This is a genomic window from Priestia endophytica DSM 13796 (assembly GCF_900115845.1).
GTDB classification, from domain to species: Bacteria; Bacillota; Bacilli; order Bacillales; family Bacillaceae_H; genus Bacillus_I; species Bacillus_I endophytica.
The window spans coordinates 112,330-138,068 of sequence record NZ_FOXX01000007.1 but is presented as its reverse complement, the minus strand read 5'-3'; the positions used below and the strand labels follow the sequence as shown (position 1 = coordinate 138,068).

The 25,739-nt window shown below is 37.2% G+C and carries 23 protein-coding genes; 11 read left to right on the top strand and 12 right to left on the bottom strand.

What is annotated here, in order from left to right:
- Positions 1-175 precede the first annotated feature (175 nt).
- The 4 genes from BM012_RS14505 (at position 176) to BM012_RS14490 (ending at position 2,895) form a co-directional block, all read left to right on the top strand.
- A complete protein-coding gene (locus BM012_RS14505; RefSeq protein ID WP_061803279.1) occupies positions 176-1,066 on the top strand; it encodes a DegV family protein in 891 nt (296 codons plus the stop codon).
- Between the two features lie 52 nt (positions 1,067-1,118).
- A complete protein-coding gene (locus tag BM012_RS26095; RefSeq protein WP_074842833.1) occupies positions 1,119-1,250 on the top strand; it encodes a DUF3941 domain-containing protein in 132 nt (43 codons plus the stop codon).
- Between the two features lie 212 nt (positions 1,251-1,462).
- Complete coding sequence (locus BM012_RS14495) at positions 1,463-1,954, top strand: YajQ family cyclic di-GMP-binding protein (RefSeq protein WP_061803278.1); 492 nt, start codon at positions 1,463-1,465, stop codon at positions 1,952-1,954.
- 80 nt (positions 1,955-2,034) lie between these two features.
- Positions 2,035-2,895 carry an SDR family oxidoreductase gene (locus tag BM012_RS14490; RefSeq protein WP_061803277.1) on the top strand — a complete coding sequence of 287 codons (861 nt, stop codon included), beginning with the start codon at positions 2,035-2,037 and terminating at the stop codon, positions 2,893-2,895.
- 33 nt (positions 2,896-2,928) lie between these two features.
- Here BM012_RS14490 and BM012_RS14485 read toward each other — a convergent pair whose 3' ends face one another.
- From BM012_RS14485 to asnB, 5 genes are all read right to left on the bottom strand, one after another.
- Positions 2,929-3,573: an ABC transporter permease gene (locus BM012_RS14485; RefSeq protein WP_082802513.1), complete on the bottom strand. Its 645-nt coding sequence runs from the start codon at positions 3,571-3,573 to the stop codon at positions 2,929-2,931.
- Between the two features lie 4 nt (positions 3,574-3,577).
- Positions 3,578-4,477 carry a glycine betaine ABC transporter substrate-binding protein gene (locus tag BM012_RS14480; RefSeq protein WP_061803276.1) on the bottom strand — a complete coding sequence of 300 codons (900 nt, stop codon included), beginning with the start codon at positions 4,475-4,477 and terminating at the stop codon, positions 3,578-3,580.
- Between the two features lie 41 nt (positions 4,478-4,518).
- Positions 4,519-5,160 carry an ABC transporter permease gene (locus BM012_RS14475; RefSeq protein WP_061803275.1) on the bottom strand — a complete coding sequence of 214 codons (642 nt, stop codon included), beginning with the start codon at positions 5,158-5,160 and terminating at the stop codon, positions 4,519-4,521.
- Positions 5,161-6,324: an ABC transporter ATP-binding protein gene (locus tag BM012_RS14470; protein WP_061803274.1), complete on the bottom strand. Its 1,164-nt coding sequence runs from the start codon at positions 6,322-6,324 to the stop codon at positions 5,161-5,163.
- Between the two features lie 353 nt (positions 6,325-6,677).
- The gene (gene asnB, locus BM012_RS14465) at positions 6,678-8,522 is read right to left on the bottom strand and encodes an asparagine synthase (glutamine-hydrolyzing) (RefSeq protein WP_061803273.1); all 1,845 of its coding nucleotides are present in this window, start codon (positions 8,520-8,522) and stop codon (positions 6,678-6,680) included.
- 192 nt (positions 8,523-8,714) lie between these two features.
- Here asnB and BM012_RS14460 point away from each other — a divergent pair, with 192 nt between their 5' ends.
- Entirely contained in the window at positions 8,715-9,278 is a 564-nt protein-coding gene (locus BM012_RS14460; protein ID WP_061803272.1) for a DUF2777 family protein, read from the top strand.
- Between the two features lie 38 nt (positions 9,279-9,316).
- On the opposite strand, the gene BM012_RS14455 is transcribed toward BM012_RS14460, so the two are convergent.
- Positions 9,317-10,201 carry a fumarylacetoacetate hydrolase family protein gene (locus tag BM012_RS14455; RefSeq protein WP_061803271.1) on the bottom strand — a complete coding sequence of 295 codons (885 nt, stop codon included), beginning with the start codon at positions 10,199-10,201 and terminating at the stop codon, positions 9,317-9,319.
- Positions 10,202-10,256: 55 nt separating this feature from the next.
- Positions 10,257-11,420 (bottom strand): DUF418 domain-containing protein, encoded by a 1,164-nt coding sequence (locus BM012_RS14450; protein ID WP_061803270.1) that lies wholly within the window; start codon positions 11,418-11,420, stop codon positions 10,257-10,259.
- Positions 11,421-11,596: 176 nt separating this feature from the next.
- Here BM012_RS14450 and BM012_RS14445 point away from each other — a divergent pair, with 176 nt between their 5' ends.
- The 6 genes from BM012_RS14445 (at position 11,597) to BM012_RS14420 (ending at position 13,573) form a co-directional block, all read left to right on the top strand.
- Positions 11,597-11,818: a spore germination protein gene (locus tag BM012_RS14445; RefSeq protein WP_019393877.1), complete on the top strand. Its 222-nt coding sequence runs from the start codon at positions 11,597-11,599 to the stop codon at positions 11,816-11,818.
- A gap of 12 nt (positions 11,819-11,830) precedes the next feature.
- The gene (locus BM012_RS14440; RefSeq protein ID WP_061803269.1) at positions 11,831-12,070 is read left to right on the top strand and encodes a spore germination protein GerPB; all 240 of its coding nucleotides are present in this window, start codon (positions 11,831-11,833) and stop codon (positions 12,068-12,070) included.
- An 84-nt stretch (positions 12,071-12,154) separates the two neighbouring features.
- Positions 12,155-12,766, top strand: coding sequence for a spore germination protein GerPC (gene gerPC / locus BM012_RS14435; protein ID WP_061803268.1), 612 nt, complete (start codon positions 12,155-12,157; stop codon positions 12,764-12,766).
- A complete protein-coding gene (locus tag BM012_RS14430; RefSeq protein WP_061803807.1) occupies positions 12,766-12,942 on the top strand; it encodes a hypothetical protein in 177 nt (58 codons plus the stop codon). The genes gerPC and BM012_RS14430 overlap by 1 nt, the downstream gene beginning before the upstream one ends.
- Before the next feature lie 12 nt (positions 12,943-12,954).
- A complete protein-coding gene (locus tag BM012_RS14425) occupies positions 12,955-13,350 on the top strand; it encodes a spore germination protein GerPE (protein ID WP_061803267.1) in 396 nt (131 codons plus the stop codon).
- Between the two features lies 1 nt (position 13,351).
- The gene (locus tag BM012_RS14420; RefSeq protein ID WP_061803266.1) at positions 13,352-13,573 is read left to right on the top strand and encodes a spore germination protein; all 222 of its coding nucleotides are present in this window, start codon (positions 13,352-13,354) and stop codon (positions 13,571-13,573) included.
- Positions 13,574-13,601: 28 nt separating this feature from the next.
- On the opposite strand, the gene BM012_RS14415 is transcribed toward BM012_RS14420, so the two are convergent.
- The 5 genes from BM012_RS14415 to addB are packed head-to-tail and all read right to left on the bottom strand — an operon-like array spanning position 13,602 to position 25,691.
- Positions 13,602-13,910 carry an HNH endonuclease gene (locus tag BM012_RS14415; protein WP_061803265.1) on the bottom strand — a complete coding sequence of 103 codons (309 nt, stop codon included), beginning with the start codon at positions 13,908-13,910 and terminating at the stop codon, positions 13,602-13,604.
- Positions 13,911-13,932: 22 nt separating this feature from the next.
- Entirely contained in the window at positions 13,933-17,316 is a 3,384-nt protein-coding gene (locus BM012_RS14410; protein WP_061803264.1) for an AAA family ATPase, read from the bottom strand.
- On the bottom strand, positions 17,313-18,470 hold the full coding sequence (locus BM012_RS14405) for an exonuclease SbcCD subunit D (RefSeq protein ID WP_061803263.1): 1,158 nt from the start codon (positions 18,468-18,470) through the stop codon (positions 17,313-17,315). The genes BM012_RS14410 and BM012_RS14405 overlap by 4 nt, the downstream gene beginning before the upstream one ends.
- Before the next feature lie 46 nt (positions 18,471-18,516).
- Positions 18,517-22,227 carry a helicase-exonuclease AddAB subunit AddA gene (gene addA / locus BM012_RS14400; RefSeq protein WP_061803262.1) on the bottom strand — a complete coding sequence of 1,237 codons (3,711 nt, stop codon included), beginning with the start codon at positions 22,225-22,227 and terminating at the stop codon, positions 18,517-18,519.
- Complete coding sequence (gene addB / locus BM012_RS14395) at positions 22,224-25,691, bottom strand: helicase-exonuclease AddAB subunit AddB (protein WP_061803261.1); 3,468 nt, start codon at positions 25,689-25,691, stop codon at positions 22,224-22,226. Before addB ends, addA begins: the two co-directional genes overlap by 4 nt.
- Between the last annotated feature and the right edge of the window lie 48 nt (positions 25,692-25,739).

Genomic DNA, 25,739 nt, shown 5'->3' with positions numbered 1-25,739 from the left:
AGTTAGAAAGATTTTTTCACAATAAACAAGGCTTTAGAAGCATTCCCTTTGTCTCATTTATTGCATAAAGACCTATGGATACTTTTCCATTTAATCTTTATAATAGAAATTCAAACAACACTTATTTTTATCGTAAAATAGAAACTTTTTATCTTAACTTTAGGAAGGTGAAATAATGGCTATCCAGCTTATTACAGATAGCGGAGCTGACTTATCTCAACAGACTTTATCTCAATATAATATAACCTCAATCCCACTCCGTGTTCATATTAACGGAGTGGACTATGAAGATTCTCAATCGCTCTATCCAGAAGAGCTTTATGAACATATTCGACTTGGTGATGAAGCGAAAACATCACAACCATCGCCAACAAGGCTTTATGAAATATTAGAACCACTTGCTAAAAAAGGCGATCCTATGCTTTATATTGCTTTTTCATCAGCACTTTCAGGTACATACCAAACCGCACTCAGCGTGCGTGAGGAACTTTTAACTACATATCCAAACATTGAATTTGAAATTATCGACTCCAAATGTGCATCCCTTGGTCAAGGTCTTGCTGTTTATTATACCGCTCAACAAATTTTACAATCCAAATCCTTTGAAGAAGTTATTGAACAAGCAAAATTTTATTGCGAAAATATTGAACACATCTTTACAGTTGATGATCTTGCCTTACTAGCTAAAGGAGGGCGCGTTAGTAAAACAGCCGCTTTTGTAGGCGGATTGCTAAATATTAAGCCTCTTCTTCATGTTGAAGACGGAAAACTTATTCCTCTTGAGAAAATTCGCGGTCGAAAAAAAGTTTTTCGACGCATGGTTGAACATATGAAACATCGTGCCCCTACCTTATCAAATCAAACAATTGCAATTAGTCATGGTGATGATGAGCAAGCTGCAATTGAGCTAAAAGAAATGATTGTACAAGAATTTGGCCCTCGATCTTTTATTATTGAAATTATTGGGGCTGTAATTGGTTCTCATGCTGGCCCAGGTGCTCTTGCTCTTTTCTTTGTAAATGAAGCGAAAGCAACGGATAAAAGAAAACATCCTGAGTTATCCTAATACCTGTAGTACTACTATAGAAATACTTTAAGGATGAAAGGAGCTGTTTTCATTGTCTAGAACAAGTGATAACGATAAAAAAGCAAGAGACCATAATGCTGAGCTTCATGAAAAAAATCTTCTCCGGGAGCGTAATCGCAAGCTTGGAAAACATGCAGAATCAAAGAAACCTGATCACCTTTAAGACTCGCTTCTAATTTCCATAAAAATGGAATTACCATAATTTTTTATAACGAATTTAAGGGTAGTCTGTCAACAAGCTGAATCATAACGACTAAAAAACTTTGCTTCTAAAAGCAAAGTTTTTTAGGTTTAGGATTGTCTCTATCCTTTATTTTTTCTATAATAAACCCAATTAGACTTGCTCAAAAAGCAAAAAAGATGGTGGAGGTTATTATGGCTAAAGAAAATTCTTTTGATGTTGTATCACAAGTAGATTTGAGTGAAGTAACAAATGCAATCAACATTGCCCTAAAAGAAATTAAAAATCGCTATGACTTTAAAGGAAGCAAAAGCGATATCTCTCTTGATGGAGAGGAACTTATCTTAATTTCGGACGATGACTTTAAACTTGATCAGCTAAAAGACGTGCTAATTACTAAACTAATTAAACGAAATGTCCCAACCCGAAATATCTCTTATGGTAAAGTTGAAAATGCCTCAGGAGGAACAGTTCGTCAGCGCGCAACGCTTGTCCAAGGCATTGATAAAGACAATGCAAAAAAGATTAATACAATTGTAAAAAATTCAAAGCTCAAAATAAAAAGTCAAGTGCAAGATGATCAAGTACGCATTAGCGGGAAAAATCGTGATGATCTTCAACAAATTATGAACGCTATTCGTGAAGCTGAGTTACCTATTGATGTTCAATTTATCAATTTTCGTTAAGAGTCCTTTTAAGGGCTCTTTTTTGTATAGCAAGGAAAAAACAAGCTCAAACTAAAGTAAAACTCACAAGGAGCCCTGTTATGACTAATGAAAAAAAGACCTTTCCCCCTCAGCATCAGCAGCATCAACCAGGTATTGAAAATGAAATGAACCCACTTCCTGTTTCCATTGATCCAAACTATAAGCCCTCTGATAAATTAGCTGGAAAAGTTGCAATTGTTACTGGTGGAGATAGCGGAATCGGTCGAGCTGTTTCTTATCATTACGCTTTAGAAGGAGCTAAGGTTGTTATTGTATATTTAAGTGAAACAGAAGATGGAGAGGAAACGAAGAAAAGAATTGAAGAAATGAACGGCGATTGTTTACTTCTTCAAGGAGATGTTGGAGACGAATCATTTTGTAAAACAGTTATAAAAGAGACAATGAAAAAGTATGGGAAAATTGACATTCTTGTTAATAATGCTGCTGAACAGCATCCACAAAAAAGCTTGCTTGATATTACAAAAGAACAGCTTCATAGAACATTCACAACAAACATTTTTTCTTTTTTCTATCTAACAAAAGAAGCTCTCCCACATTTTAAAAAAGGCAGCACTATTATTAACACAGCTTCTGTTACAGCCTACAAGGGGCATGAAACCCTTATTGACTATTCTTCAACAAAGGGAGCTATTGTTTCGTTTACTCGCTCTTTAGCTGCTTCTCTTGTTGGACAAGGAATACGTGTAAATGGCATTGCTCCAGGACCTATTTGGACCCCTTTTATTCCGTCTACCTTTGACAGCAATCAAGTTGAGACATTCGGCTCTAATACTCCAATGGAACGAGCTGGCCAGCCATCTGAAGTTGCTCCAAGCTATGTCTTTCTTGCGAGTGACAGCTCTTCTTATATGACAGGTCAAATGCTACATGTAAATGGCGGAACTCCTGTAAATGGGTAACAAAAAGGCATAGCGTTCTCGCTATGCCTTCTTTTAACGTGTAACTTTTATTTTCATTTTACGTTCGAGCTTTCCTAATAAAATATCAGCTATGACAGCTACAATACAAGCTGGAATTGCTCCTGCATAAATACGAATGGTATTACGGGAGTTAATCCCTGAGAAGATTTCTCTTCCAAGTCCGTCTCCACCAACAATTGGAGCAAGTGTAGCAACACCAACAGCGATAACTGCTGCAATACGCAGCCCGGCCATAATAAATGGCATTGAAAGAGGAAGCTGTACTTTTGTTAGAATCTGAAAGTACGTCATACCAATTCCATGACCTGCTTCAACTGTAGTTTTATCAACTTCTTCAAGCCCAACATACGTATTTCTAATAATAGGAAGAAGTGAATATAAGAAAAGTCCGATTACAACTGTGTAAAATCCTAGTCCAAAGTAGAGCATTAAAACAGCTAATAAAGCTAAGCTTGGAATAACTTGAACAACGTTGGCAAGCGTCAAAATAATAGGAGCTACCCTTTTATACCTAGAGCAAATAATGCCAAGCAGCGTCCCAACAATAAGAGCAAGGCCAACGGCAATAATGACCATTAGAAGATGTTCTCCTGTATACAAAAGCAGTAAATCAATATTATCTGCCCAATATCCAAAAAGTTCTTTAATAAAATTCATTGTCTCACTCCGATTTATCCCCGAGTAAACCTCTCTCGGTTAGAAATTCTTTTGCCACATCACGCTCACTTCGATTTTTAATATCCACTTCATAGCTTAATTTTGTAATCGTTTCAGCATCAATTTTTCCTGTTAGCTCATCTATAATTCCTTCAACTTCTGGATGCTCTTTTAAAATGTCGTTACGAGCAACCATTGAAGCATCATAAGGTGGGAAAAATCTTTTGTCATCTTTTAAAACTTTTAAATCGTATTCAATAATGCGTGGATCTGTTGAATATGCCACAACAACATCTACATCTTTTGTACCTACAGCTTGATATAATAAATTGATATCCATTGCATATAAGTTTTGGAAATTTAAACCGTAATATTTAGAAAAAGGGCGATATCCGTCTTCTGTTCTTTCCTTCCAACTTGAATCAACACCAAGCTTCATACTATCTTGATATGGTTCTAGATCAGAGATATTTTGCAGGTTCTTTTCATCTGCCTCCTCTTTGCGAACAGTGACGGCATATGTATTTTCCCAGCCTAATGGATCAAACCATTTAAAATCGTAGTATTTATTAAAACCTTCTTTTGCAATCTTTAATACTTCATCGCGATCTTTTGTTGATTCTACCGGAAAGAAATTATTGAAAACAACGCCTGAATACATTAAAGACATATCAATATCTCCACGATCCATTGCTTTTAAAATCATTGGTGTTGAAAGCAAATCTGGAATAACGTCTACTTCAATATCTGTTCTATCTTCAATAAGCTGTTTATAAATTTGAGCGATAATTTTCGATTCTGTAAATGTTGCTGCTCCAATCTTAATCGTATCTTTTGAACTACAAGATGATAAAAATAAAAGCGAAACAACACAAATTATCGTTAGTTTACTTAATATCCTCATAATATCCTCCTTGGCTGTTGAGATGAACGAATCCAAATTGTTTAGGCTCTTTGTGTTTTCTTCACAAGGAAATTTAGTAGAAAATCTACAACAAGGGCGAGGATAACTGAGCTTATTGTACCTGTGAAAATTAAAAAGTTGTTGTTGGTACTCATTCCTGAAACAATTAAATCCCCTAAGCCGCCTGCTCCAATAAGTGCTGCGAGCGTTGTCCAGCTAATAATATATACAGTTGTAAGACGCACGCCTGACAAGATGTATGGAAGAGATAAAGGTAGTTCAACTTTAAAGAGTCTTTGCATTGAACTAAACCCCATTCCTCTGGCGGATTCAATTAAACTTTGATCAACTTCCTTAATTCCTGAGTATGTATTCCGTAATAGAGGGAGAATAGAATAAAGAAAAAGCGCAAAAATAGCCGGATACATACCAACTCCAAAAAGAGGAATTAACATAGCAAGCAATGCAATGGTTGGGACCGTTTGAAAAATGTTTGCAAGCCCAAACGTTAATGAATTAATAACTCCCTCTTTTATACGTGTTAACAAAATAGCAACCGTAATAGAAAGAATACAGCCAGCAATAACGGCTAATACAACAATTAAAAGATGCTCTCCTAACCGACTCAAAACTTCTGGATACCTAGATTGTAGAAACACTCCATATTCTTTTAGCGTATCCATCTATATAACCTCATCTTCTGCGGAGTAAGCAGATGCCATCAACTTTACCATACTCCCTCTTGTAATAACTCCAAGGAATATGCCTTCCTTTGTTACAACAGGAACATAAGGCAAATTATGCTCACTCATATAGTCAAGTGCAACAGTAAATGGAGTGTTTTTATGAACAACATAAGTAAAAGGTTCCATCGCATCCTTTAGAGTTTTTGTTTCATCTCGATACTGTTTTAAAATATTCAAAATAGGAGCATATCCAAGTAATTTTTTATGATGATCAACAACAATTAGCGTATCTACTTTTTTCTTCTCCATTAGTTTCAATGAAGAAGCAAGCCCTCTCTCAGGATAGGCTGTTACTGGTTTTGGAATCATTACTTCTTCCACTGTTGGAAGTTCATCTCCTTCAAAATCAAAAGATGAGTCTCCTCCGTTTCCTTTTAATCGTTTCTCACCAATGAATTCTTTCACAAAGTCATTCGCAGGGTGACGCAGAATTTCATCTGGGGAGCCAACTTGAACAACTTCTCCATCTTTCATTAGCACAATATTGTCAGCAATTTTAATTGCTTCATCCATATCATGAGTAACAAATACAATCGTCTTTTTTATATTTTCTTGAAGGTTTGAAAGCTCATCTTGGAGCTGCTCACGACTAATCGGATCAAGAGCACTGAATGGTTCATCCATTAAAATGATATCAGGTTCTGCGGCAAGAGCTCTAACAACCCCAACACGTTGCTGCTGACCTCCGCTTAGTTCATTTGGATAACGGTCTCGATATGTATGTGGATCTAAGTTAACGAGTGAAAGAAGTTCATCTACTTTCGTTGAGATTTTATCTTCATCCCATTTTAATAAGCGAGGAACAATAGCTACATTATCTGCTATTGTCATATGAGGAAATAAGCCGATGCTCTGAATAACATAGCCAATCTTACGGCGCAATTGAACTGGGTTCACTTGTGAAATATCCTCGTCATCAATATAAATTTTACCTTCCGATGGAGTGATTAATCTGTTAATATGCTTCATTGTAGTTGACTTACCACACCCGCTCGGGCCAATAATCACGTGAATTTTCCCACTTTCAAGCGTTAGGTTTACATCCTTTAGGGCTTGAAATCCATCATTGTACCTTTTAAATATTTTTTCTAGTCGAATCATTGATTGTCATCACCTCTTAGGTTTATTGTTCCTTGATTGTCACCTTTTAGACCTAAAATATCAGATAAATTACACAGGTGAACTAAACATTTACCCTTATTCTACATAGAATAAACCTCTTTTTTTAAAATCCGTCTTCTTTTTTTCTAATTTTCTAAAAAAAATCCCTACTTCATAGGAAAAGGCTTCTAACTAATTGTTGCTAAAATTCTATTTTTATCATCTTTAGTTACAAAAGTTTTCTCATTTTTCAACGATAACTTGTCCAAATAAAGCCTACTTTTTTACTCCTTATCCTTAATGTTGCATTAAAAAAACATAGTCTCTCCAAAAAGGAGACTATGTTTTTAGCTTTATTTCACAATTTTAATATTGTAATTCTCAAACCAAACATGAATCTGACAAAGGTGGGCTAGAAGCTGCGGACCTGTCATAAGCTGCCCGAACCAAGGAACAGAAAACTCTTTTCCTTTTGAATCCGCAATTGCCTTAAGTTTTTCAGCATTAAAAAGCTCATAAAGAGGTGAATTAGAGTCTTTTAAAATATCTTTTAACCATTTTTGCACAATGTTTGTATAGTGAGGATTGTGTGTTTTAGGATATGGACTTTTTTTGCGATAAAGAACTTCGTTTGGAAGTACTCCTTCAAGCGCTTTTCTTAAAATCCCTTTCTCATATCCTCCTGCCATTTTCATCTCCCATGGAATGTTCCATACGTACTCTACAAGACGATGATCAGCAAATGGAACGCGCACTTCCAGACTTGCTCCCATACTCATACGGTCTTTTCGATCAAGAAGCGTTGGCATAAACCAAATCATATTCAGATAAAATAAGTTTCTTCTATTTGCCTCTTCTTCACTTTCCCCGTCAAGAGCGGGAACTTCCTTAATGGATTGCTCATAGCCGTTCTTTACATATTCCTTCAATGAGAGTTTTTTTTGCCACTCGTCTTTTAAAAGATCTACCCTTGCATCAACAGAGCGCATCCATGGAAAGTTATCAGAAGAAAGAGCATGCGTTTTATGGAACCAAGGATATCCACCGAAAATTTCATCTGCACATTCACCTGAAAGACCAACAACAAAGTCTTTCTTAATTTCTTTACAAAACCAAAGGAGAGAAGAATCGATATCAGCCATGCCTGGTATGTCTCGAACAAGCACAGATTCTTCTAAATAATGAGCAAGCTCTTCATTGTTAATCACACAGCTATGGTGAATTGTCTTAAATTCATCAGACATCTTTTTGATGTATACTCCATCTGAGTTTGGTTGGAACTCTGATGCTTTAAAGAACTTCTCGTTATCTTCATAGTCAATTGAGTAAGTATGAAGGGACTGGCCTTGTTCCCGAAAAGCATTGGCAGCAATGGCTGTAATGGCACTTGAATCGATTCCCCCCGATAAAAAGGTACAAACTGGAACATCAGAAACAAGCTGTCTTGTTACAGCATCCTGAAACAGTTCTCGCACATGTTCTGCTGTCTCTTCAAGTGAATCGGTATGTTTTTCACTTTTCACATTCCAGTAGCGCCATATGTTCAATCCTTCTCTACTAAATGTCAAAGCATGTGCAGCACGCAGTTCGTCAATCCCTTTAAAAATTCCATGGCCAGGCGTATGTGATGGACCAAGACCTAATACTTCAGCTAATCCGTCGTACGTAATTTCTACCTCTACATCTTCATGAGCAAGAATAGCTTTTAGCTCTGAAGCAAATTGAAGCCCTCCTCTATATACACGATAAAACAGCGGCTTTACGCCGAGTCTGTCGCGAGCCATAAAAAGAGATTGTTGTTCTTCATCCCAAATGGCAAAAGCAAAAATACCGTTAAAATGTTCAACACATTTCTCTCTCCACTCTACATAGGAAAGAAGAAGAACCTCAGTATCAGAATGACCGTTAAATGTATAGCCTCTCTTTAAAAGTTCCTTACGAATATCTTCTGTATTATAAAGTTCTCCATTATAGCAAATGGTGTAAGAATTTTCTTTTTTATCTCTTGTCATTGGCTGTATGCCGCCGCTTGGATCAACTACAACAAGACGCTTATGTCCAAAAGATACATGCTCTCTTACCCAAGTGTTCGTATCATCAGGCCCTCTTTTTTCAAGTGTTTTTGTCATCCTTTCAATTGTGTCACGCTTTTTCAGTAGGTTCTGATTATAATCGATCCAACCAGTAATACCACACATGTTTTCCCCACCCTTTCATTATCGTGGTCCATAGCTTTTTCAATAGTGCTATCTTATGCGTAAAAAGTAAGAGGTTGATTTGTCCATCCGCTTTTTCTTCAAAATTTTGTGTTTTATAGTTATAGAAAATAGGAAATTAGACAACAAAGAATAGTAATAGGATTTTCAACAAACCATTTGGAGGAGTGGCCTATGAAAAATTTATCGAAAACGCAGTGCTTAGAAATGCAACCACGCTCCTTTATTTCAGGAACGCTTGAATGTATTGATTCACAATGGATTTTTTTTGATGAAGAAGATGAAGCTTCAATGCTCCAAGATATTCTTAGCTCATCTTGTGAGGTATATTGGAAAGGTCATTGGCAAAAAGCATGTTGGAAAAAAGATAATTCATTTGAAATTAACAACACAGTTTGCTTTTTACAAGATGGGGCAGAGCTACGCGTTGGAAAAAAACTACAACACGCTTATCAACTTCTTATTGATGAGCTTTCAACTCACTCATTCATGCGCTTAAGCCAACTATTGAATGATCTCTCTTTTTCTCTTTATGATTGTATTTATTGCTTTAACACTTTATGTTTCTTACCTACTGATGGTGAAAGAAACGGCGTGAATTTCCTTATATTTGATAACGAAGAAAGAATCTGTTCAGTGCATCACCACTTTAATTGTAGTGAAGAAAACGACCGGTTTGAGATTACACTCAATACAGGTGAGCAGTTCTTATCATCTGATTTAAGAAAATTGGGATAAAAAAAGATCGTAAGAAGAATTCTTACGATCTTTTTTGGTTACTGCACTTTATTTCTTAATGTTCCAATACCTTCAACTGTTATTTCAATGATGTCCCCTGAAGATAGAAATTTTGGTGGATTAAATCCTTTTCCAACTCCAGCAGGCGTTCCTGTAGCAATAATGTCACCAGGTTCAAGTGTTGTTCCTTTTGATAACGTTGCAATAATTTCTTCAATCGGAAAAATAAACTGTTCTGTATTGCCATCTTGTCTTATTTCTCCATTTACTCTCGTTTCAATATGTAAATTTGCTGCATTCTCAATTTCTGATTTATGCACAATAAAAGGCCCCATTGGACACGAAGTATCCAAACTCTTTCCGATTAGAAACTGTTTATGTTTTGACTGCAAATCTCGTGCTGTAATATCATTCAAAATGGTATAACCAAAAACGTGATGAAAAGCATCATCTTTAGAAATTGATTTTCCTTTTTTTCCGATAATAACAGCAAGCTCTCCCTCATAATCTAATTCATCTGTTACATCTTCATGTCGTAAAATAGGTGCATCAGGGCCTACTACAGCTGTTGGTGCCTTTGAAAACATCATAAGATTCGTTGGGATATCTTGTTCACTTCCCATTTCAATGGCATGATCACGATAGTTCTTTCCAACACAAAATACATTTTTACTCGGTCTTGGAATTGGAGCAAGAATCTCTGTTTCCTCTATGGAATATGAAAAAGCATCATGCCCTTTTTCTTCGATAATTTCCTTAATAATATGTTCAAAATAATGAAAATGCTCAATAAATGAAATCATATTTGTTGGAATATCTGTCTGAAAACGCTCTTTTGCAATTTTATTTATATGAATTGCTTTCTCTCCTTGGATCATACCAATAAACTCATCATCATGTAGTCTAGCTGTCACAAATTTCATTTTTTATTCCTCCTCTTTCTACCTTTTAAACAATTCGCTCTTTCTTTCTATATTCCTACTTTCCAACTGCGTTTTTTTCATTTTTCATTCCTCGATATGTGAAGGAGCGCAGAAGATGCTCCAAAGGACCTCTAGAGTATCTCTTCAGGATAATAGAACTTCCAATGCATTGAACAACAAAGAAACCAAGGGCTAACAGAAAGCCTTCCATAACTGTTACGTTTCCATAAAAACCTAATCCATAATTATAAAACAGGAGCGTACATACAACAGATTGAGCAATATAATTTGTGAGTGCCATTCTTCCTGCTGACTGTAGAGGCTGCGCGGCAAACCGCGGTATTTTTTCACCATATAGCATAAACAGTGTAATATAAAAGATTGCTCCTAAAGGTCCGCCAACGCTGTCTTGCATAAAGTCCGTAGCTACGTTAAACCCAATCAAATACGGAAGCACTTTAAAAAATAGGAAAGCAAAAAAGCATATCATACATACATATTTAATGAAAAGAACATTTTCCTTTATACGTTCAAAACCTTTTTCTTTTGCTAAAAAGGCTCCGATTAGAAAGAAAGGAAAAACAGATAAGAATAGAAGCGGGAACGTCCCTATATTATTGATATAATACCAATCAAGGAAACGCTGAGAAAAAATCTCAGCAATGCTTCCATCTCTATAAGCACTTATGGAACTATCAATAAGCGGCTGCACGACGCCAACAGCATTTGACTCTGCTTTTGAGAACGAAGCAACGATAAGAAGAAGAATCATAATGATACTTGGAATAATAAATAAAGCTCCTCCCCAATAAAGGAAGGTGCGCCCTCTTGCTTCTTGAAAAAAAAGGAGAAAAAAACCGCACACAGCATACAAAATTAAAATATCACCATACCAAATAACAAAAGCATGTACACATCCGATACACAAAAGTAAAAACAGCCTTCTTGAAAACAAAGGAGTAAAAGCAACATTATTCTTAAAAGAAGTTTGAAAGATTTTCATAAATCCAAAACCAAATAAAGTAGCGAAAATAGGATAGAAACTTCCCTGTCCTAAAATATCTATAACCATATATATTTTTGAGTGGGTATCCTCAAAGGAATCCATATAGATAGAAGGTGAATAAAATCCAGGCATGTTGACAAGTAGAATCCCTAAAAGAGCGAACCCTCTCAAGAGGTCAACAGTTGCTATTCTTTCATCTTTTATTCCATTCATTTTCTCACTTCCTTATTCATTTCTCTCTTAGCCATCCATTATAGCTGAAACTTAATAGATCATCAGCTTTAAAGGGGTCAGAAATTTATTCCAATTACAAAGGGATAAATAGGCTATCACCTTATATTTCGTCCTAACATACGATACACTATAACTCAAAATCAAAGGGTGTTTTTATGCCAGCTATTGTTGGAGCAGTTAGTGTAAATAGTGTTGGAACAGCAAGTATTTTTCATATTGGAGACGTTTATACAATCGCACCTTCAGCAAATTCTAAAACATTTGCTGGAGCAGGATCTTTTAGCACTGGAGATGGATTGGTGATTAACAATAAAATTAGTTCAACGAATACGCAGGATCAAGACTTTATTGATCAACCTATAGCGGCCAATGCTTAATGAGGTGAGGTTATGAATTTCTATGTAAATCAAAGCATTTGCATCCATTCAATCCGGATTGCGAGCGTTAGTAACTCTTCTGTTTTTCAAATTGGAAGCGCTGGAATGATTCGTTCTCTTGCGCAGCTTTACAATACAGGTGGCTTCACAGGGAAGGCTCCTGAAACCGTAAAACCAGGTGAGACCACAAACATTGTTGATCCAGAAGCACCAAGCGTTCCTCTTAATTTAGGAAGAAAAAAGAACGTATGAGTTGAGAAGAACTCCTTCACATCTTTTGGGCACATGCATAATGTATAAAAGTAGCTTACTCATATGAAATGGAGGAGATTCTTTATGCAATACGGAGGAACGATGCAAACATATATCCACCAACTTCAGACCCAAATTCAACAACAGAATCAGCGAATTCTGCAGCTTGAGCAAGCTATAGGAACCCTCCAGAAACAGATGAATTCATTAAAAGAGGCCCCTTCAACTAAAATCGACAGAATTGAATACAAGTTTGATCAACTCAAAATTGAAACACTAGAAGGAACGCTAAATATAGGACTTAATCCACTTTCTCCTGATCATCAGATTGAAGATTTCAGCATTAGTCAGAGTGACTTAACTCCACCAAATCGGAATGCACATATAAAAGAGCTAGGCGATGAAATTTATGAAGAGACGCTCACCTTATTAGAAGGAAACGGCCATGATTGGATTCGTGACCTTGCTAGGGAGAAAGGAATCAACTTACATGAATCCTATTATGATTTCATTACAGAAGATATAAAGAAGCAGCTTGAAGAACGGATTCTTTTCCATCTACAGCAACGAGATGACGAGCAATCAAGAGAAGAGAAAAAAGAAAGTATAAAAACTCAAATTACTCAGGATATGAAACGGGGAATCGATGCCTTTTTAACACATCTCCCTCAATCATTTAAAGGAGCCGAAAAATGATGAATTATACGATTGTGAATAGAGACTTACTTGTTGGAAATATTCATGTGCTTGGTGTATCTACCTCTTCTGTATTTTTGATTGGTGATACTGAAAGCATAGCTCTTTCCTCTGCCTACGATACACCTCCAGAGTCTCTTATTATCGGTCCTTATGTTCCTCTGTCTTTACAATAAAGGAGAAAAAGTATGCGTACTTCAAAAGTAGATTGGTTTCAAATGAATTCCTTAACATCTAGCTCTATTTTTAATATCGGCGATTCAACACATATTAGAGCTTCGGCAAAAGTAATCGCTATACAACGTGAAGCAGAACTTTTTTTGGGCAGGGAAGGAAATTTTAAAGATTATATACTTTTTAAACGAAGCTATCCTCTACTAACTTTAAAACGAATTCCAACGGTAAAATATAACGAATCTAATATGATTCATGTTGGATCGGTTCGGGTGACTGGAGCTTCTACATCTTCTGTTGTTCAAGTTGGCTCAACAAAAGATATAAAATGTTATTCACGTGTTAAACATATTAGACAGCTTCTAAGTGATCGGCGAGAGAAAGAGCAGGGAGAAAGAGAGGAGGGATAGCATGCCAGCACTTGTTGGACCTGTACAAATTGTAAGCATTGGCGGCGGTGGTGTTGTTACATTTGGGGATACCTTTTATGTTTCACCTAAAGACACTTCAAAAGTTGCTTATGGATCGGGATCTGGAAATACAGGGAACCTTATTAACACAAATACAGGCGGATCTGCTACAAATACGTTCGACCCAGATATTGCAGATCAAACCATAGCAGGAAATGGATAAAAAAAACAGGCCGTCGAGGCCTGTTTTTTTATGCTTTTCTACTATTAGACTTGCGTGTTCTTGGGAGGCGTGATGACGGCTGCTTTCTGATCCACTTAATAAATTTACTGATTTTTTCATCCTGCTGCAAGTTAGGAATTGTATTCAATCGAACTGCTAGCTCGTCATTTGTATAAAGAGCGTGAATTTGCTTGTGACAAGGAATACAAAGGTTTGCTGTTGGTTCAAATGTGCCTCCCATTTCCTTTGGAGTTAAATGATGAACAGTTGTATAAACATCATCTCTTCCACAAAGCTCACATCGACCAATTCGTCGCTCTTCTTTTGATCTTGCCACACCATACCTGCTCCTTTCTCCTTTAAAGCGTTTCGAATTTCACTTTTGTTCCATTGCCAAGATCATCTGCTTTCTCAACAATAAGGCGTTTAGGCAGACGTGCACGCAGCTCTTGAACATGACTAATGATTCCAATTGAAAGATCATTAGACTGAAGCTTTTCGAGTGCTGTAATAACTGTATCAAGAAGCTCACTATCAAGTGTACCGAACCCTTCATCAAGGAAAAAGAACTGCAGCGGATATTCTCCTCGAAGCTGAATGCCTGCAGAAAGAGAAAGTGCTAAAGATAGAGAAGTTAAAAATGTCTCTCCACCAGACAAGCTTGAAATCGGTCGCTTTACTCCCCCGTTGGCATCATCTCGAATAACAAATCCTCCTTGTGAGTCTACTTCAAGAGCATATCTCTGTCTTGTTAAAAACCCTAATCGTTCTGATGCATCGCGGCTAATTGCAATAAGCTGCTCTTGAGCCATATACTCGATAAAAGCATTTCCTTTAAATACGCTTTGAAGCTTCTGATACTGAGAGAGCTCTTCTTGTATCTTTTCTCTCTCTTTTTCCAAACTTCCCAATCGTTCATTTCTTACTTGCAAATCTTTTAAAAGAGCTCTTGCTGACCCTAGTTCTGTTGTTGCTTCTTTCACACTTTCCTTTAAATCAGCCAAAATAGAAGATGTCTCTTTAAAAGATTGTTCTGTGACGCTTTGATTATCAAGCAATTTTGTAACATGTTCTAATGCTATTGTGACGCTCTTTAGTTTATCCCAAAATGCTTCTACTTCTTCACGAATCTTCTGCTGTTGCTCCTCTGTTATGAACATTTCTTTTACATCTATATCAGAATGAAAGCCTGAGCTATTTCTCTTATCTTTCCATTTTCTTTCTTTCTCTTCATATCGCTCATTTAACTCTGCGAGTGAGGAGACTATTGATTCATATGAAGCTTTTACTTCTTGATGTTCATTATTGAGAAGGTACCATCTTTTCAATGTTTCTTCTTCTCTTTCTTTTAAAGAATGGAGCTCTTTATTTATTCCATTAAGAAGCTCGTCTAGCAAATTTTCTCCAATAATTTGTGTTAAGCGTTGCTGCTGTTCTAAAAGTGATGCTTTTTTGTTCTGCAAGAATGAGGAAAGCTCAACTTCCTTTCGTTCGTGAACATTCCACTCTTCACGCAATTTCTCCAATGCTTTTTCTGTTTCCTCCAGGTATTCCACACTTTTTTCAATTCGCTGATTAAGCTCAGCCATTTTTTGATCATTACGTTCAAGTTGCTGTTGAATAGATGAAATGCTAGTAATCTCAAATTCTTTGTAACGTTCTTGCCATTCTGTTTGCGCCTTATTCATTTCTTGTTCTACTTGCTGAACAAACTTTGCTTGTTCCATTAACATTTTGTTTTGTTGCTCAAACTCAAACAATAGCTTATTCTTCTTCTCGCTTACATCCCCTGCGATTTTTACGAGGCGATCAATTTTCTCTTTTTGACCAATATAATCTTGCTCCAGCCCTTTTAGTTCTGTTTGCAATTTTACAATACAGTCTTTTAACGTTTCATCTTTCGTAAGAAGCGGCGTAATATCTTCTTGCTCGGTTTGTTCAAAATCCCCAAAACAGTCAAGTAATTTCTCAGCAAGCGGCTCAAGCTTCAATTTCAAGGAGGAACAAATATATTTACGTTCTTGTAAAATTGATAAGTTTTTTCTTAATAAATCAATCTCTTTTCCATCAGTTTCCTCTATCCCTTCTCCTGTTGCTGGTAAAGGATGTGTCGTTGATCCACATACAGGACAAGGCTTACCATCATAAAGGTGTGCAGAAAGTGTTAATGCAAGCTTTTGTTTATTTACTTCTTCTACCTTTCTCTGCATTGCCTCAATTTCATGTTCCCCGCTAGCAATAAATCGTTCAATTTCACGCTCTCGCTCACAAACAAGATTATAGATATGTTGCAGAAGATCGTATTGCTCTACTGCTTGTTTTTTTACCTTTTCTTCATTTTCTATAGAACTCTTCATTTCAAGTTCTAACTGCTTAAGATTCTTCTTCACTTGATTATGCTGTTCTTTTTTCTCCTCATGTTGCACCTTGAGGCTACCAATATCCCGGCTTTCTTGAACAGCATATTGCACTTTAGTTCGGTAAGAAGGAGACACACTAAGCCTCTCTCGTTCTTCCATCAGCTCTTTTTGTTTTGCTTTTCCACGCTTATATAAACTTTCTCTCTTTTGAAACTGCTCTTTAATACCTCTTCCTGATTCCAAAAGTTCCTCATGTTGCTTGCGAGCATTCTTTACCGTTTGGGATAAAGTTGTAACATCTTTATTTAGCTCTTCCGCATATTGGTACTTCTCACGCTGAGCAAGAAGGAGAGGTTCTCTTTGCTCTCGCTCTTTATTTGCTCGTTCATATTCCTCTTTGGCCAAGGCTGCTTTTTGATTTACTTCTTCTAATTTTCCTGCCCGTTGATTTTTTTGTTTCTCCGCTGTTTGCTTCTGTAAAAATAGATTTTCACATTCTTCTAAATACGGACGCAAACTCTCTGCTTTGAGCGCTTTACTTAAACGCTCTTCATATTTCTTTATCTCCGGTTCTTCCTCTTTAAGCTCTTTTAACTTTGCTTCATTCTCTTCTTTCTCTTTCTGCCATTCCCATAGTTTTTGCTTATGTTCATATTCCTTTTGAATATGTATAAGCTCTTGTTCTCTCTTTTGAAGCAAAAGTTCACAGCTCTTCACTTCTTGTTCAGCTTCTTTTACTTTTTCAACGGTGGCTCCTCCAAGTTCCGCCTGTGCTGCTAAAATTTTATCAAGTTCATGCTTCGCATTTGTAAGGTTTCGCTTAATTTTTTGAAGAAGCTCGTCCCCATATTTCTCTAAATTAAATAATCTTTGAAGCATTTGACGACGTTCTGCTCCTTTTAAAGACAGAAATTCAGCAAACTTTCCTTGTGGAAGTACTACAGCCCGTGTAAAGTCATCAATCGTAAGACCTAACAGGGAGTTAATATACTGATTGACATCATTCATTTTGTCTGCTAAAACAACTCGTTCGTCCCCTTCTTCAATGAGGCGACTTGTTGTTGACTTTACTCTCCACTCGTCACTTCGCTTGAAATTCCGTTCAACAGTATACGTTTGCATGCCGTCTGCATTTTCCAAACAAAAAGTGAAAGCGACTTTAAGCTCATCTTCTCCATGATTTAAAATACCGTGCGTATTGTTTGCTGCTCTTTCTACTTTCCCGTACAAAGCAAGCGTCATTGCATCTAATATCGAAGATTTTCCACTTCCAGTTGGTCCGAAAATCCCAAAAACTCCTCCTTCACAAAGCTCATCAAACTGAATCATTTGCATTTGGCGAAAGCTGTGGAGCCCTTGGATTTTTAACGTTATTGGCTTCACTCCTCTTCCTCCTTATGAACAAGGCTTAAAAACAGCTCCATTAATCGACTATCAGGAGTCCCTCCTCCTGTTTGCCGTTCATAAAATCGACGGAATGCTTCATCAATCGGAATGTCTTTTACCTTTTCTTCTGATAGTGTTTCTTCATAATGAAATACAGGACGAATATGAATAATACCGTTATGCTCTTTTCGCAAACGATGGATCTCCTCCATTGAAAGAGCATCTGTTAAATGAATTTCAAGGTCAATCCAAGCGCTAGTATCTTTCCCCTCTTCAAACCATTGATAAACTTCTTGTATTCCATGCTTAGCTTTCCATCTTACAAGCGGTTTCCCGCTGTTGATAGGAATTTCCGTCAGCTCTGCTTTCCCACCAGGCACAACATCAATAATAGATAAGGACTTCGTATACCCTGCTTCTGAAAAACTGTAGGCAAGAGGTGACCCTGAATAACGGGCAAGTGTTTTGGCTCTGCCGACATTTTGCGGCCGATGAAGATGTCCAAGTGCAACATACTGAGCTTCTTCTGGCAAACTTGTTGCCGCTACTGTATATGCTCCTCCAACTTCAATTGGTCGCTCTGAATCACTAGCACTTCCCCCTGCAACATGAATATGGCTCATTGCCATATGTACAGCACCTTTTGTAAACTGACTTGCAAGATTGCTAAAAATCCCTTGAATTCTAGCATCATAAGAGTTTCGAATTTCTTTTTCATCACTATTCTCTGACAGAAGTTCGTTAAGACGAGACTCAGAGGGATACGGTAAAGCCGCAACTTCAAGCATTTCTCCTCCAACCGGAACCTTGACAATATTGTTCACTGGGTAGCCAAATAGATGAATGTTTTGTACTCCTGCAAGTGGAGAAGAAGCACTTAACCGATTTGGGCTGTCATGGTTCCCTGCTATTGTAATGATTGGACATGCTCCTTGCTGTGACAATTTTGCCACACTATCATAAAACATTCCTTCAGCTGTTGCAGGTGGATTTACTGTATCAAAAACATCTCCTGCCATTAAAATGGCATCAATTTTTTGATCTTTCACAACCTCTACTAATTCAGCTAAGAACTGTTCCTGTTCTTCAAGACGGCTTCTTCCTTCTAATGTACGCCCAAGATGCCAGTCTGCTGTATGCAAAATTCTCATGCTCAATACTCCTTTTGAAAAAAGAGAAGAAAAATCTCTTCTCTTTTTATAATGATAAAAAATGACCTCCATCAAAGAAATAAAGGTATCGTTCACTAATATGAATAGATCCTATTTCTTCAACGGCTCGTGTATAAAGATTCAGTTGTGTTTTATATCTGCTTAGAAGTGTATCTCTTGCTTTTTCAAAGTTGCCTTGAAAACGGTTCGCAATATCATCTGTCTTAAAATCTAATAAAACAACTCCTTTTTCGTCTCTGAACAAACAGTCAATAATCCCTTGAATAAGCACGGGTTCTTCTTTTCCTTCCCAGTTTTGTTCAAGCTCTGATGCCTTCGCAGAGAAACTGAACGGCATTTCTCGATAAACAGAAGGTGCCTGCTGCAGACGCTGTCCAACCTCACTTTCAAAGAAACCAAGTAACCCATTAATATTAATCGATGATGCTTCTTTTTCTGTTAAAATTTCTCTTGTAATTAAAGAAGAACAAAGTTCAAGAAGAGAAGCTGCAGTTACATCTGTTTTTAATGGAATATGCTGCATAACTGTATGCATAGCCGTTCCTTTCTCAGCGCTTGTTAACTTTTTAGCTTGCAAAAAGAGCGGACGTTCTGTAATAGGCTTTTGAAATCCTTTTGTTTGTTCTTCTTCATCGAGAAGCTGACTTTGTCGTTTAAGCTCTGAGACAGATTGTTTTGATTTTGTTTTAGAAGCTTGTTGGTAAGCGTATCTCCATCCTAGTCGACGCTCAATTTCTTCTTTGTACGGGCTTTGTATTTTAACCTGCTGGCTGTTTTTGATTGCTTCGACAAGATCTTTGTCTTCTTCTTCTTTCTTTTTTTCACTTTCCTGTAGAGAGAAAGAAGGGACAACATTTAGCTCCCATTTTGACGGATGGTTATAAAGCTCTTGATTTGAAGCTGGTTGGTTATGAGCAAAGCTCTCAAAATCCCTGTGGCGAATAAGCGAAGGGACAATCCAATCAAGATAGGATTTTGCTTCTTCTCTAACAGCTGATTGCAAAAGAATATCCTCATGATAAAAAACACTTTCCCATTTGTTCACGAGCTTTTCTTTATCACTTGTTGTTCCAACTAAAATCAGCTTTTCTTTTGCACGCGTAAGAGCAACATAAAGTACCCGCATTTCTTCTGCAATACTCTCTCTTCTAATTTTGCGTTTCATTGCTTGTTGAATAAGGGTTGGATATGCTACACGCAAGCGAGGGTTAATTCGCTTTGAGCCAAATCCAAGCTCTTTATGAAACAAATAAGATTTATTAACATCCATTAAGTTAAATGACCGACCAATTCCACCTAGAAAAACGATTGGAAACTCGAGCCCTTTACTGCTATGAATGGTCATAAGGCGTACAACATCTTCCTGTTCTCCAAGAGCACGAGCTGTGCCTAAATCATCTCCGCGCTCCTGCATGCGTTCAATAAAACGCAAGAAGCGGAAAAGCCCTCGGAAAGAAGTTGATTCATACTGACGCGCTCTGTCATAAAGGGCATTCAAATTGGCCTGTCTCTGTTTTCCTCCCGGTAAACCACCGACAAATTCGAAGAAGCCTGTTTCTCTATACAGATTCCAAATTAATGTATATAGTGGACGCTGACGAGCTTCTTTTCTCCATTTCAAAAGACAGTGATAAAAATGTTCAACATTTTTGTATTTCTCATCTTCTGCTGAAGCTTCTTTCAGATACGCTTTTAATGCTTCATAGTACGTTCCCTTCTCATCATAAAGACGAATTGAAGCAAGTTCTTCATCATTTAATCGTACAAGTGGTGAACGGAGAACGGAAGCAAGCGGAATATCTTGATATGGGTTATCAATGACTTTTAAAAGAGACAGCATAATCGTTACTTCTGTTGCTTCAAAATAACCTTTAGAAAGATTAGCATAAAGTGGGACACCTTGTTCTTTAAATTCTTCTAAAATTTGAGGTGCCCATGTCATAGAGCGAAGTAAAATGACAAAATCACGGTATGTTACATTTCTTGTTATGCCTTTTTTAGCATCATAAACTTGAAAACGATTTTGAACCATCTCTTTAATTTTTCCAGCCATCAAACGTGCTTCAAGCTGAGAGGTTTCAAGCTCTTCAGTTGAAAATTCTCCCTCCTGCACAGGAACATCTGCCCCGTTCTTTTCAATAAGATGAAGCTCTGTTGCCATGTTCTCGTCTTGCGGATACGAAGCCCCTCTTTTTAGCTCTGCATCGCTATCATAAGAAATTTCTCCAACGCCTTCATCCATAATCTGACAGAAGAGATAGTTTGTAGCATCAAGAACTTCACTTCGACTTCGGAAGTTTTTATTAAGATCAATTCTTAATCCACCTGTTCGACCATCTTTTGTAAATCGCTTATATTTATTAAGAAATAGAAATGGCTCAGCAAGTCGGAAACGATAAATAGATTGCTTAACGTCCCCTACCATAAATAAATTTCCTGTACTCTCTTCGTCTCTTGTCACTAGCTTGATGATTGTTTCTTGCACCATGTTTGTATCTTGATATTCATCAACAAGAACTTCATGAAACTGTGAAACATACTGTTTAGCAATTGCTGAACGCTCAATTTCTCCATCTCTTTCTTCTGTTAAAATAGCAAGACAATAATGTTCAAGGTCTCCAAAATCAACGAGACCTTTCTCACGTTTTTTAAGACTATAACATTTGCTAAATTCCTTTACGAGCTCTGTTAATACTTCAATAACAGGCTTCATATCTATCATATCCTCTATATAAGCTGTTAGTGGTCGAGAAAATAACTCAGACTGCAGCTTCTCTAGCTTTTCTTTTGCTGTTTTGCGAATATCGCTACTCTGATCCACAAGATTTTGATCATATTCGCCTTTTTTGCATGGTTTCAAGCGTGAAAAGGTTAGATTTCTCATTGCTTCATGCGCTTCTTCAAAAGATAAAGCTGCCCCGCTTTGAATTTTTTGAAGCTGTTCAAGATCTTCCTCAAAGTTTATACTTCGTGGTGCCGGTCCATCTGGTTTCTTTGTTAAGGCTAATCCTTGATTCAATAAATCTTCAACACTATGAAGCTGTTTCCTTACTTCATTCATTAAAAAAGGCATAAAAGATAAATCACTAATTCTCGTATTTTCATTTACTTTATACTGTAAAAGCAGTTCATCTAAAAACGTTGAAGGTGACGGAGTTGATTGAGAAAACTCATACATTTTTCGGACAATCTCTTGAATTTCAGCATCACTTCGATCACTCGTATAACGATCAACAACATCTAAAAATTGAAGATTATCTTCACGGCTGTAATAGTCCTCAAAAAGCTCCTGAAGTGCTTCATCACGTAGAAGTTCTGCTTCTGTATCATCTGCGATTCGAAAGCTAGGGTCAATATCAATCTTATAGTAATAATTACGAATAACGTTCAAACAGAACGAATGAAGAGTCGAAATGGAAGCCTTGTTTAATAAATTCAGCTGACGGCGAAGATGGAGTGAAGATGGAGCTTTTTTTAGCTCTTTCTCCAACGCTTCCCCAATTCGATGTTTCATTTCTGCTGCAGATGCATTTGTAAAAGTTACAACTAGAAGTTGATCAACGTCAATAGGAGATCTCTCGTCTATCAATTTTCCGATGATACGCTCAACTAGAACAGCTGTTTTTCCAGAACCAGCAGCTGCTGCCACAAGCGTGTCTTGACCAGTAGAAACGATAGCTTTCCACTGGTCATCTGTCCACTGACTGTTTGCTGGCTTCTCTCTTAGATCCGTCATTTTGTTTCACCTTCTTCTTTCATACGTTCTAACACAATTTTATCTTGCTCTTTCTTAAGCTCTCGGTAGCTATTTTCTTCAAATGCTTGATCAAACTGACAAACAGATTTGTAAGAACAAAACTCACACGGCGTACGATCTTTTAATTTGTACGGAGAAATATCGATCTTTCCTTCTGTGATACTTGTTCCAGAAGCTTCAAATTGTTGGCGAATATAGTTCCGAATTGTCTCAAATTCTTGTTCACTTGCAACAGAAGAATTTGAATAAAAACCGCCCGTCTTCTTCAAGCCTGCTGATACAATTTTTGAATGACCTGATTCAAGCGTTGTGTCCATTAACTTAATAGACTCCTCTTCACCAAGAAGAAGACCTTTCATCTTGAACTTTTTGAATAGCTCATTTTCAATTTCATCTTCTTTAAGAAGTTTTGTACTGTTCACGTATGGATTGTGTACATGAAAATAAAGGACACCTGCCGGCAATGCTTCTTTACCAAGCCATTTCGTAGCATATGTGATAACAACATCTAAATAAGCAAGCATTTGAAGGGAAAGTCCATAATAAACTTCAACTAAGTCAATGTCTCTGTCGCTTGATTTATAGTCAATAATCCGAAGAAGAAGGCCTTTTGAACTCATCGCTTTGTCGATCCTGTCAATTCGGCCAACAAGTTCCATTTTTGTTCCATTTGGTAATGTAATAGGAAGCGATGGTAACGTTTCTTTCGGACCAAAAGCAAGCTCAAGTCCTATCGGTGCAAATCCGCTTGCTTTTGCATGTTCACTTAAAATAATTGTTGCTCGCTCTACTGTTTGCTGAAGTTTTCGTTTTAAGTACCGATGACGATGCGAACTTAATAGAATCTCATTTTGCAAATTTAAGGAAAGCTCGTCAACGCTAAATGCAGCAAGCTCATGACATTCCTGCCTTGTAAGCTCACTCCACTCTTTTCCTTCATGCTGTAATCTCTCTGAGATCCACTTCAACGCGCCATGAAATAGTTCACCGATATCAGGAGCATTGAGTTTAAAAACGCGTCGTTCTTTTAATTTTAGCCCATGCGCCGCAAAGTGAGAGTATGGACATGCATTGAATTTTTCCATACGTGAAACGCTTGTTTTAATTTTTTGGCCATAAAGTTTTTTAGTAATTCCTTGTGAAAGCATTTTAGCTTCATTTTTATAGAATAAACTGCTTAAAACTTGGAGGCTGTATAAACGATAATTTTCATCTTTTATAAAATAATTATAAACATCCCACCATATTGGACTAATCGGGTAGCCATTCCTCCACGCTTGCAGTTGATATGCTAAGTTTGCAAGGGATGTATAAGGACTCTGAATATAAGCGAGCTGAGCCTCTTCAGGAAGCTCTGCTGGATTTGCTGCAAGCCACTCTTCCTTTAAAAGTGGGAACATTTCACGCAAATGATTAATAACCCTTGATGGAAGCAACGTTTTCCCTTCTTCGTTTGCAAGAGGATAGGTAATGTAGAGGCGCTCTTTTGGTAAAACAAAAGCAAGATAAATTAGGAAATCTTCGTCAAAAAGCTGATCCCTTGTACTTGGGGCAAGAGAAGCACCCATCCGCTGCAAATTTTCACGCTCAGAATCTGATAAAAGGCTGTCTTCTACAGGAAGTGCCGGAATAACCCCGTCATTTGCTCCAATAACGAAAACAGCTTTTATATTTGTTAAACGAGAACGCTCAAAGTTCGCTACCATCACTTGGTCAATTGCTTGAGGAACAAGCGCAAATTTCAGGCTATCAAATCCCGTATCTAAAATAGAGCTAAAGAGTGTAAAAGATAGCTTTTGTTCTCCCATCATTTCTACAAATTGATCAAGTAAGTGAATAACTGCTTTCCATACTTGATGATGCTCATCAGCACGCTGTAAGTCTCCATTTTCATTCGCTTCTTCTCTAAGCTTCTCCATCTTTTCAGGAATATTTAAAGAAAGAAGAAACTCATAGATTGCTTTTCCATATTCGAAACCTGTTTTTGCTTTCTTTAAACTTTTTTGCAATGAATAGATAGGATGAACAACAATGTCTCTTAATTCATTTAACTTTTGTTCTATCTCTCTTTCTTCGTCTGTTTGTCCTGTTTTCACATCTTCAAGGGAACGATAACGTCTATAGGTCCATTTTTCCTCACTTGTCCACCTAGAACCTTGAATACCATAAGAGAGCACATAGTTCTCAAGCTTGTCCATCTCTTCTCTTATCTCATTAAGAGAGACGTGGATTGGAAAAAGCAGGTCTGTTTTAATTGCTCTAAAAATAGGTTCGTAGCGCCATGAACCTCCTGCTATCTCAAGGCTTGAACGCAACAATTCGATAAGCGGATGATGGGCCATTGCTCGTTTTTGGTCCATAAAGTGCGGAATGTCATAGTCTTGAAAAAGCGCTCTTATCGTATCTTCGTACTCATTTGGATTACGGACAATAACAGCAATATCTCGATACCTATACGTTCCTTGTGAAACAATCTTACGCACCTCTCGTGCAACACCTTCTATTTCAGCTCTCCTATTTGCGCTCGGAAAAAGCTTAATATCGTCTACTTCTTGCTCGAAAGTTGGGACAGGGCGATGCTCAAAAAATTGTTCAAGATGACGAAGTGATGAAGAATTGTTGTACCTTGCCCCACCTTTTAAAACGAGGGGATCTATAATTTCGATGCTTTCTTCACCTGCTCCATTTTTTAGCGTTTGATATGTTTCAGCTGTTGTTCTAAAGAGATAAGAGCTTTCCTTCTCTCCTGTTAAACAAATCTTCACATCTTTGGCTTCCTTCATTAAAGAAAATAGAATGTTAAGCTCTTGAGGAGTAAAAGTATAAAAACCATCAACATAAACAGTTGCATTTTTTACATAAGAAGAGTAAGGAAGCTTTTCTGCTAAAAGTTGCAAATAGTCTTCCGAATCTACGTATTTTGTGAACAAGTATTCTTCAAAGCTCTTATAAATGACAAGCAAGTCTTGAAGTTTCTCACCTAGTGCTCCTTCTTCCGATTTTGTTTCCTCAACTAATTCTGTTAATGCTTCTGGTTCTAAGCAATATCTTTTAAGTTCAATAATCATACTTTCAAGCTTATCCACAAACCCTTGCTTCTCAGCAGCATTTTTAAAAATAGATAGCTCGTCTCTCTTTTCTTCGATAATCCGGCGAAGCAACATATGAATTCCAGTATCATCAAGATGTAAACGCGTCATGCCTCCTACTTCTTGTAATACTTTCCATGAGAGACGTGTGAAACTTAATACTTGCGCTCTAATCATCCCAGCTAATCCTTTAGTTGAGACAAGATTGTAATCTGATTGGAACGTCATTTGTTCCGGAACTAAGTAAATAATAGGATCTCCAAGTGGATCTGAACGGAGTTCTGAACGAATTTGATCCAAACAGTACGATGTTTTTCCACTTCCAGACCGACCAATTATAAATTGAAGTGCCATTGTTCTCCTCCTACCTTCTTCTAAGCTGATTATGTAATTTGTAACCGG

Bases quoted from the DNA above. Each gene is read 5' to 3' on its own strand.
- BM012_RS14505 (WP_061803279.1), top strand. From the start codon at position 176: ATGGCTATCCAGCTTATTACAGATAGCGGAGCTGACTTATCTCAACAG.
- BM012_RS14495 (WP_061803278.1), top strand. From the start codon at position 1,463: ATGGCTAAAGAAAATTCTTTTGATGTTGTATCACAAGTAGATTTGAGT.
- BM012_RS14490 (WP_061803277.1), top strand. From the start codon at position 2,035: ATGACTAATGAAAAAAAGACCTTTCCCCCTCAGCATCAGCAGCATCAA.
- BM012_RS14485 (WP_082802513.1), bottom strand. From the start codon at position 3,573: ATGAATTTTATTAAAGAACTTTTTGGATATTGGGCAGATAATATTGAT.
- BM012_RS14480 (WP_061803276.1), bottom strand. From the start codon at position 4,477: ATGAGGATATTAAGTAAACTAACGATAATTTGTGTTGTTTCGCTTTTA.
- BM012_RS14475 (WP_061803275.1), bottom strand. From the start codon at position 5,160: ATGGATACGCTAAAAGAATATGGAGTGTTTCTACAATCTAGGTATCCA.
- BM012_RS14470 (WP_061803274.1), bottom strand. From the start codon at position 6,324: ATGATTCGACTAGAAAAAATATTTAAAAGGTACAATGATGGATTTCAA.
- asnB (WP_061803273.1), bottom strand. From the start codon at position 8,522: ATGTGTGGTATTACTGGTTGGATCGATTATAATCAGAACCTACTGAAA.
- BM012_RS14460 (WP_061803272.1), top strand. From the start codon at position 8,715: ATGAAAAATTTATCGAAAACGCAGTGCTTAGAAATGCAACCACGCTCC.
- BM012_RS14455 (WP_061803271.1), bottom strand. From the start codon at position 10,201: ATGAAATTTGTGACAGCTAGACTACATGATGATGAGTTTATTGGTATG.
- BM012_RS14450 (WP_061803270.1), bottom strand. From the start codon at position 11,420: ATGAATGGAATAAAAGATGAAAGAATAGCAACTGTTGACCTCTTGAGA.
- BM012_RS14445 (WP_019393877.1), top strand. From the start codon at position 11,597: ATGCCAGCTATTGTTGGAGCAGTTAGTGTAAATAGTGTTGGAACAGCA.
- BM012_RS14440 (WP_061803269.1), top strand. From the start codon at position 11,831: ATGAATTTCTATGTAAATCAAAGCATTTGCATCCATTCAATCCGGATT.
- gerPC (WP_061803268.1), top strand. From the start codon at position 12,155: ATGCAATACGGAGGAACGATGCAAACATATATCCACCAACTTCAGACC.
- BM012_RS14430 (WP_061803807.1), top strand. From the start codon at position 12,766: ATGAATTATACGATTGTGAATAGAGACTTACTTGTTGGAAATATTCAT.
- BM012_RS14425 (WP_061803267.1), top strand. From the start codon at position 12,955: ATGCGTACTTCAAAAGTAGATTGGTTTCAAATGAATTCCTTAACATCT.
- BM012_RS14420 (WP_061803266.1), top strand. From the start codon at position 13,352: ATGCCAGCACTTGTTGGACCTGTACAAATTGTAAGCATTGGCGGCGGT.
- BM012_RS14405 (WP_061803263.1), bottom strand. From the start codon at position 18,470: ATGAGAATTTTGCATACAGCAGACTGGCATCTTGGGCGTACATTAGAA.
- addA (WP_061803262.1), bottom strand. From the start codon at position 22,227: ATGACGGATCTAAGAGAGAAGCCAGCAAACAGTCAGTGGACAGATGAC.
- addB (WP_061803261.1), bottom strand. From the start codon at position 25,691: ATGGCACTTCAATTTATAATTGGTCGGTCTGGAAGTGGAAAAACATCG.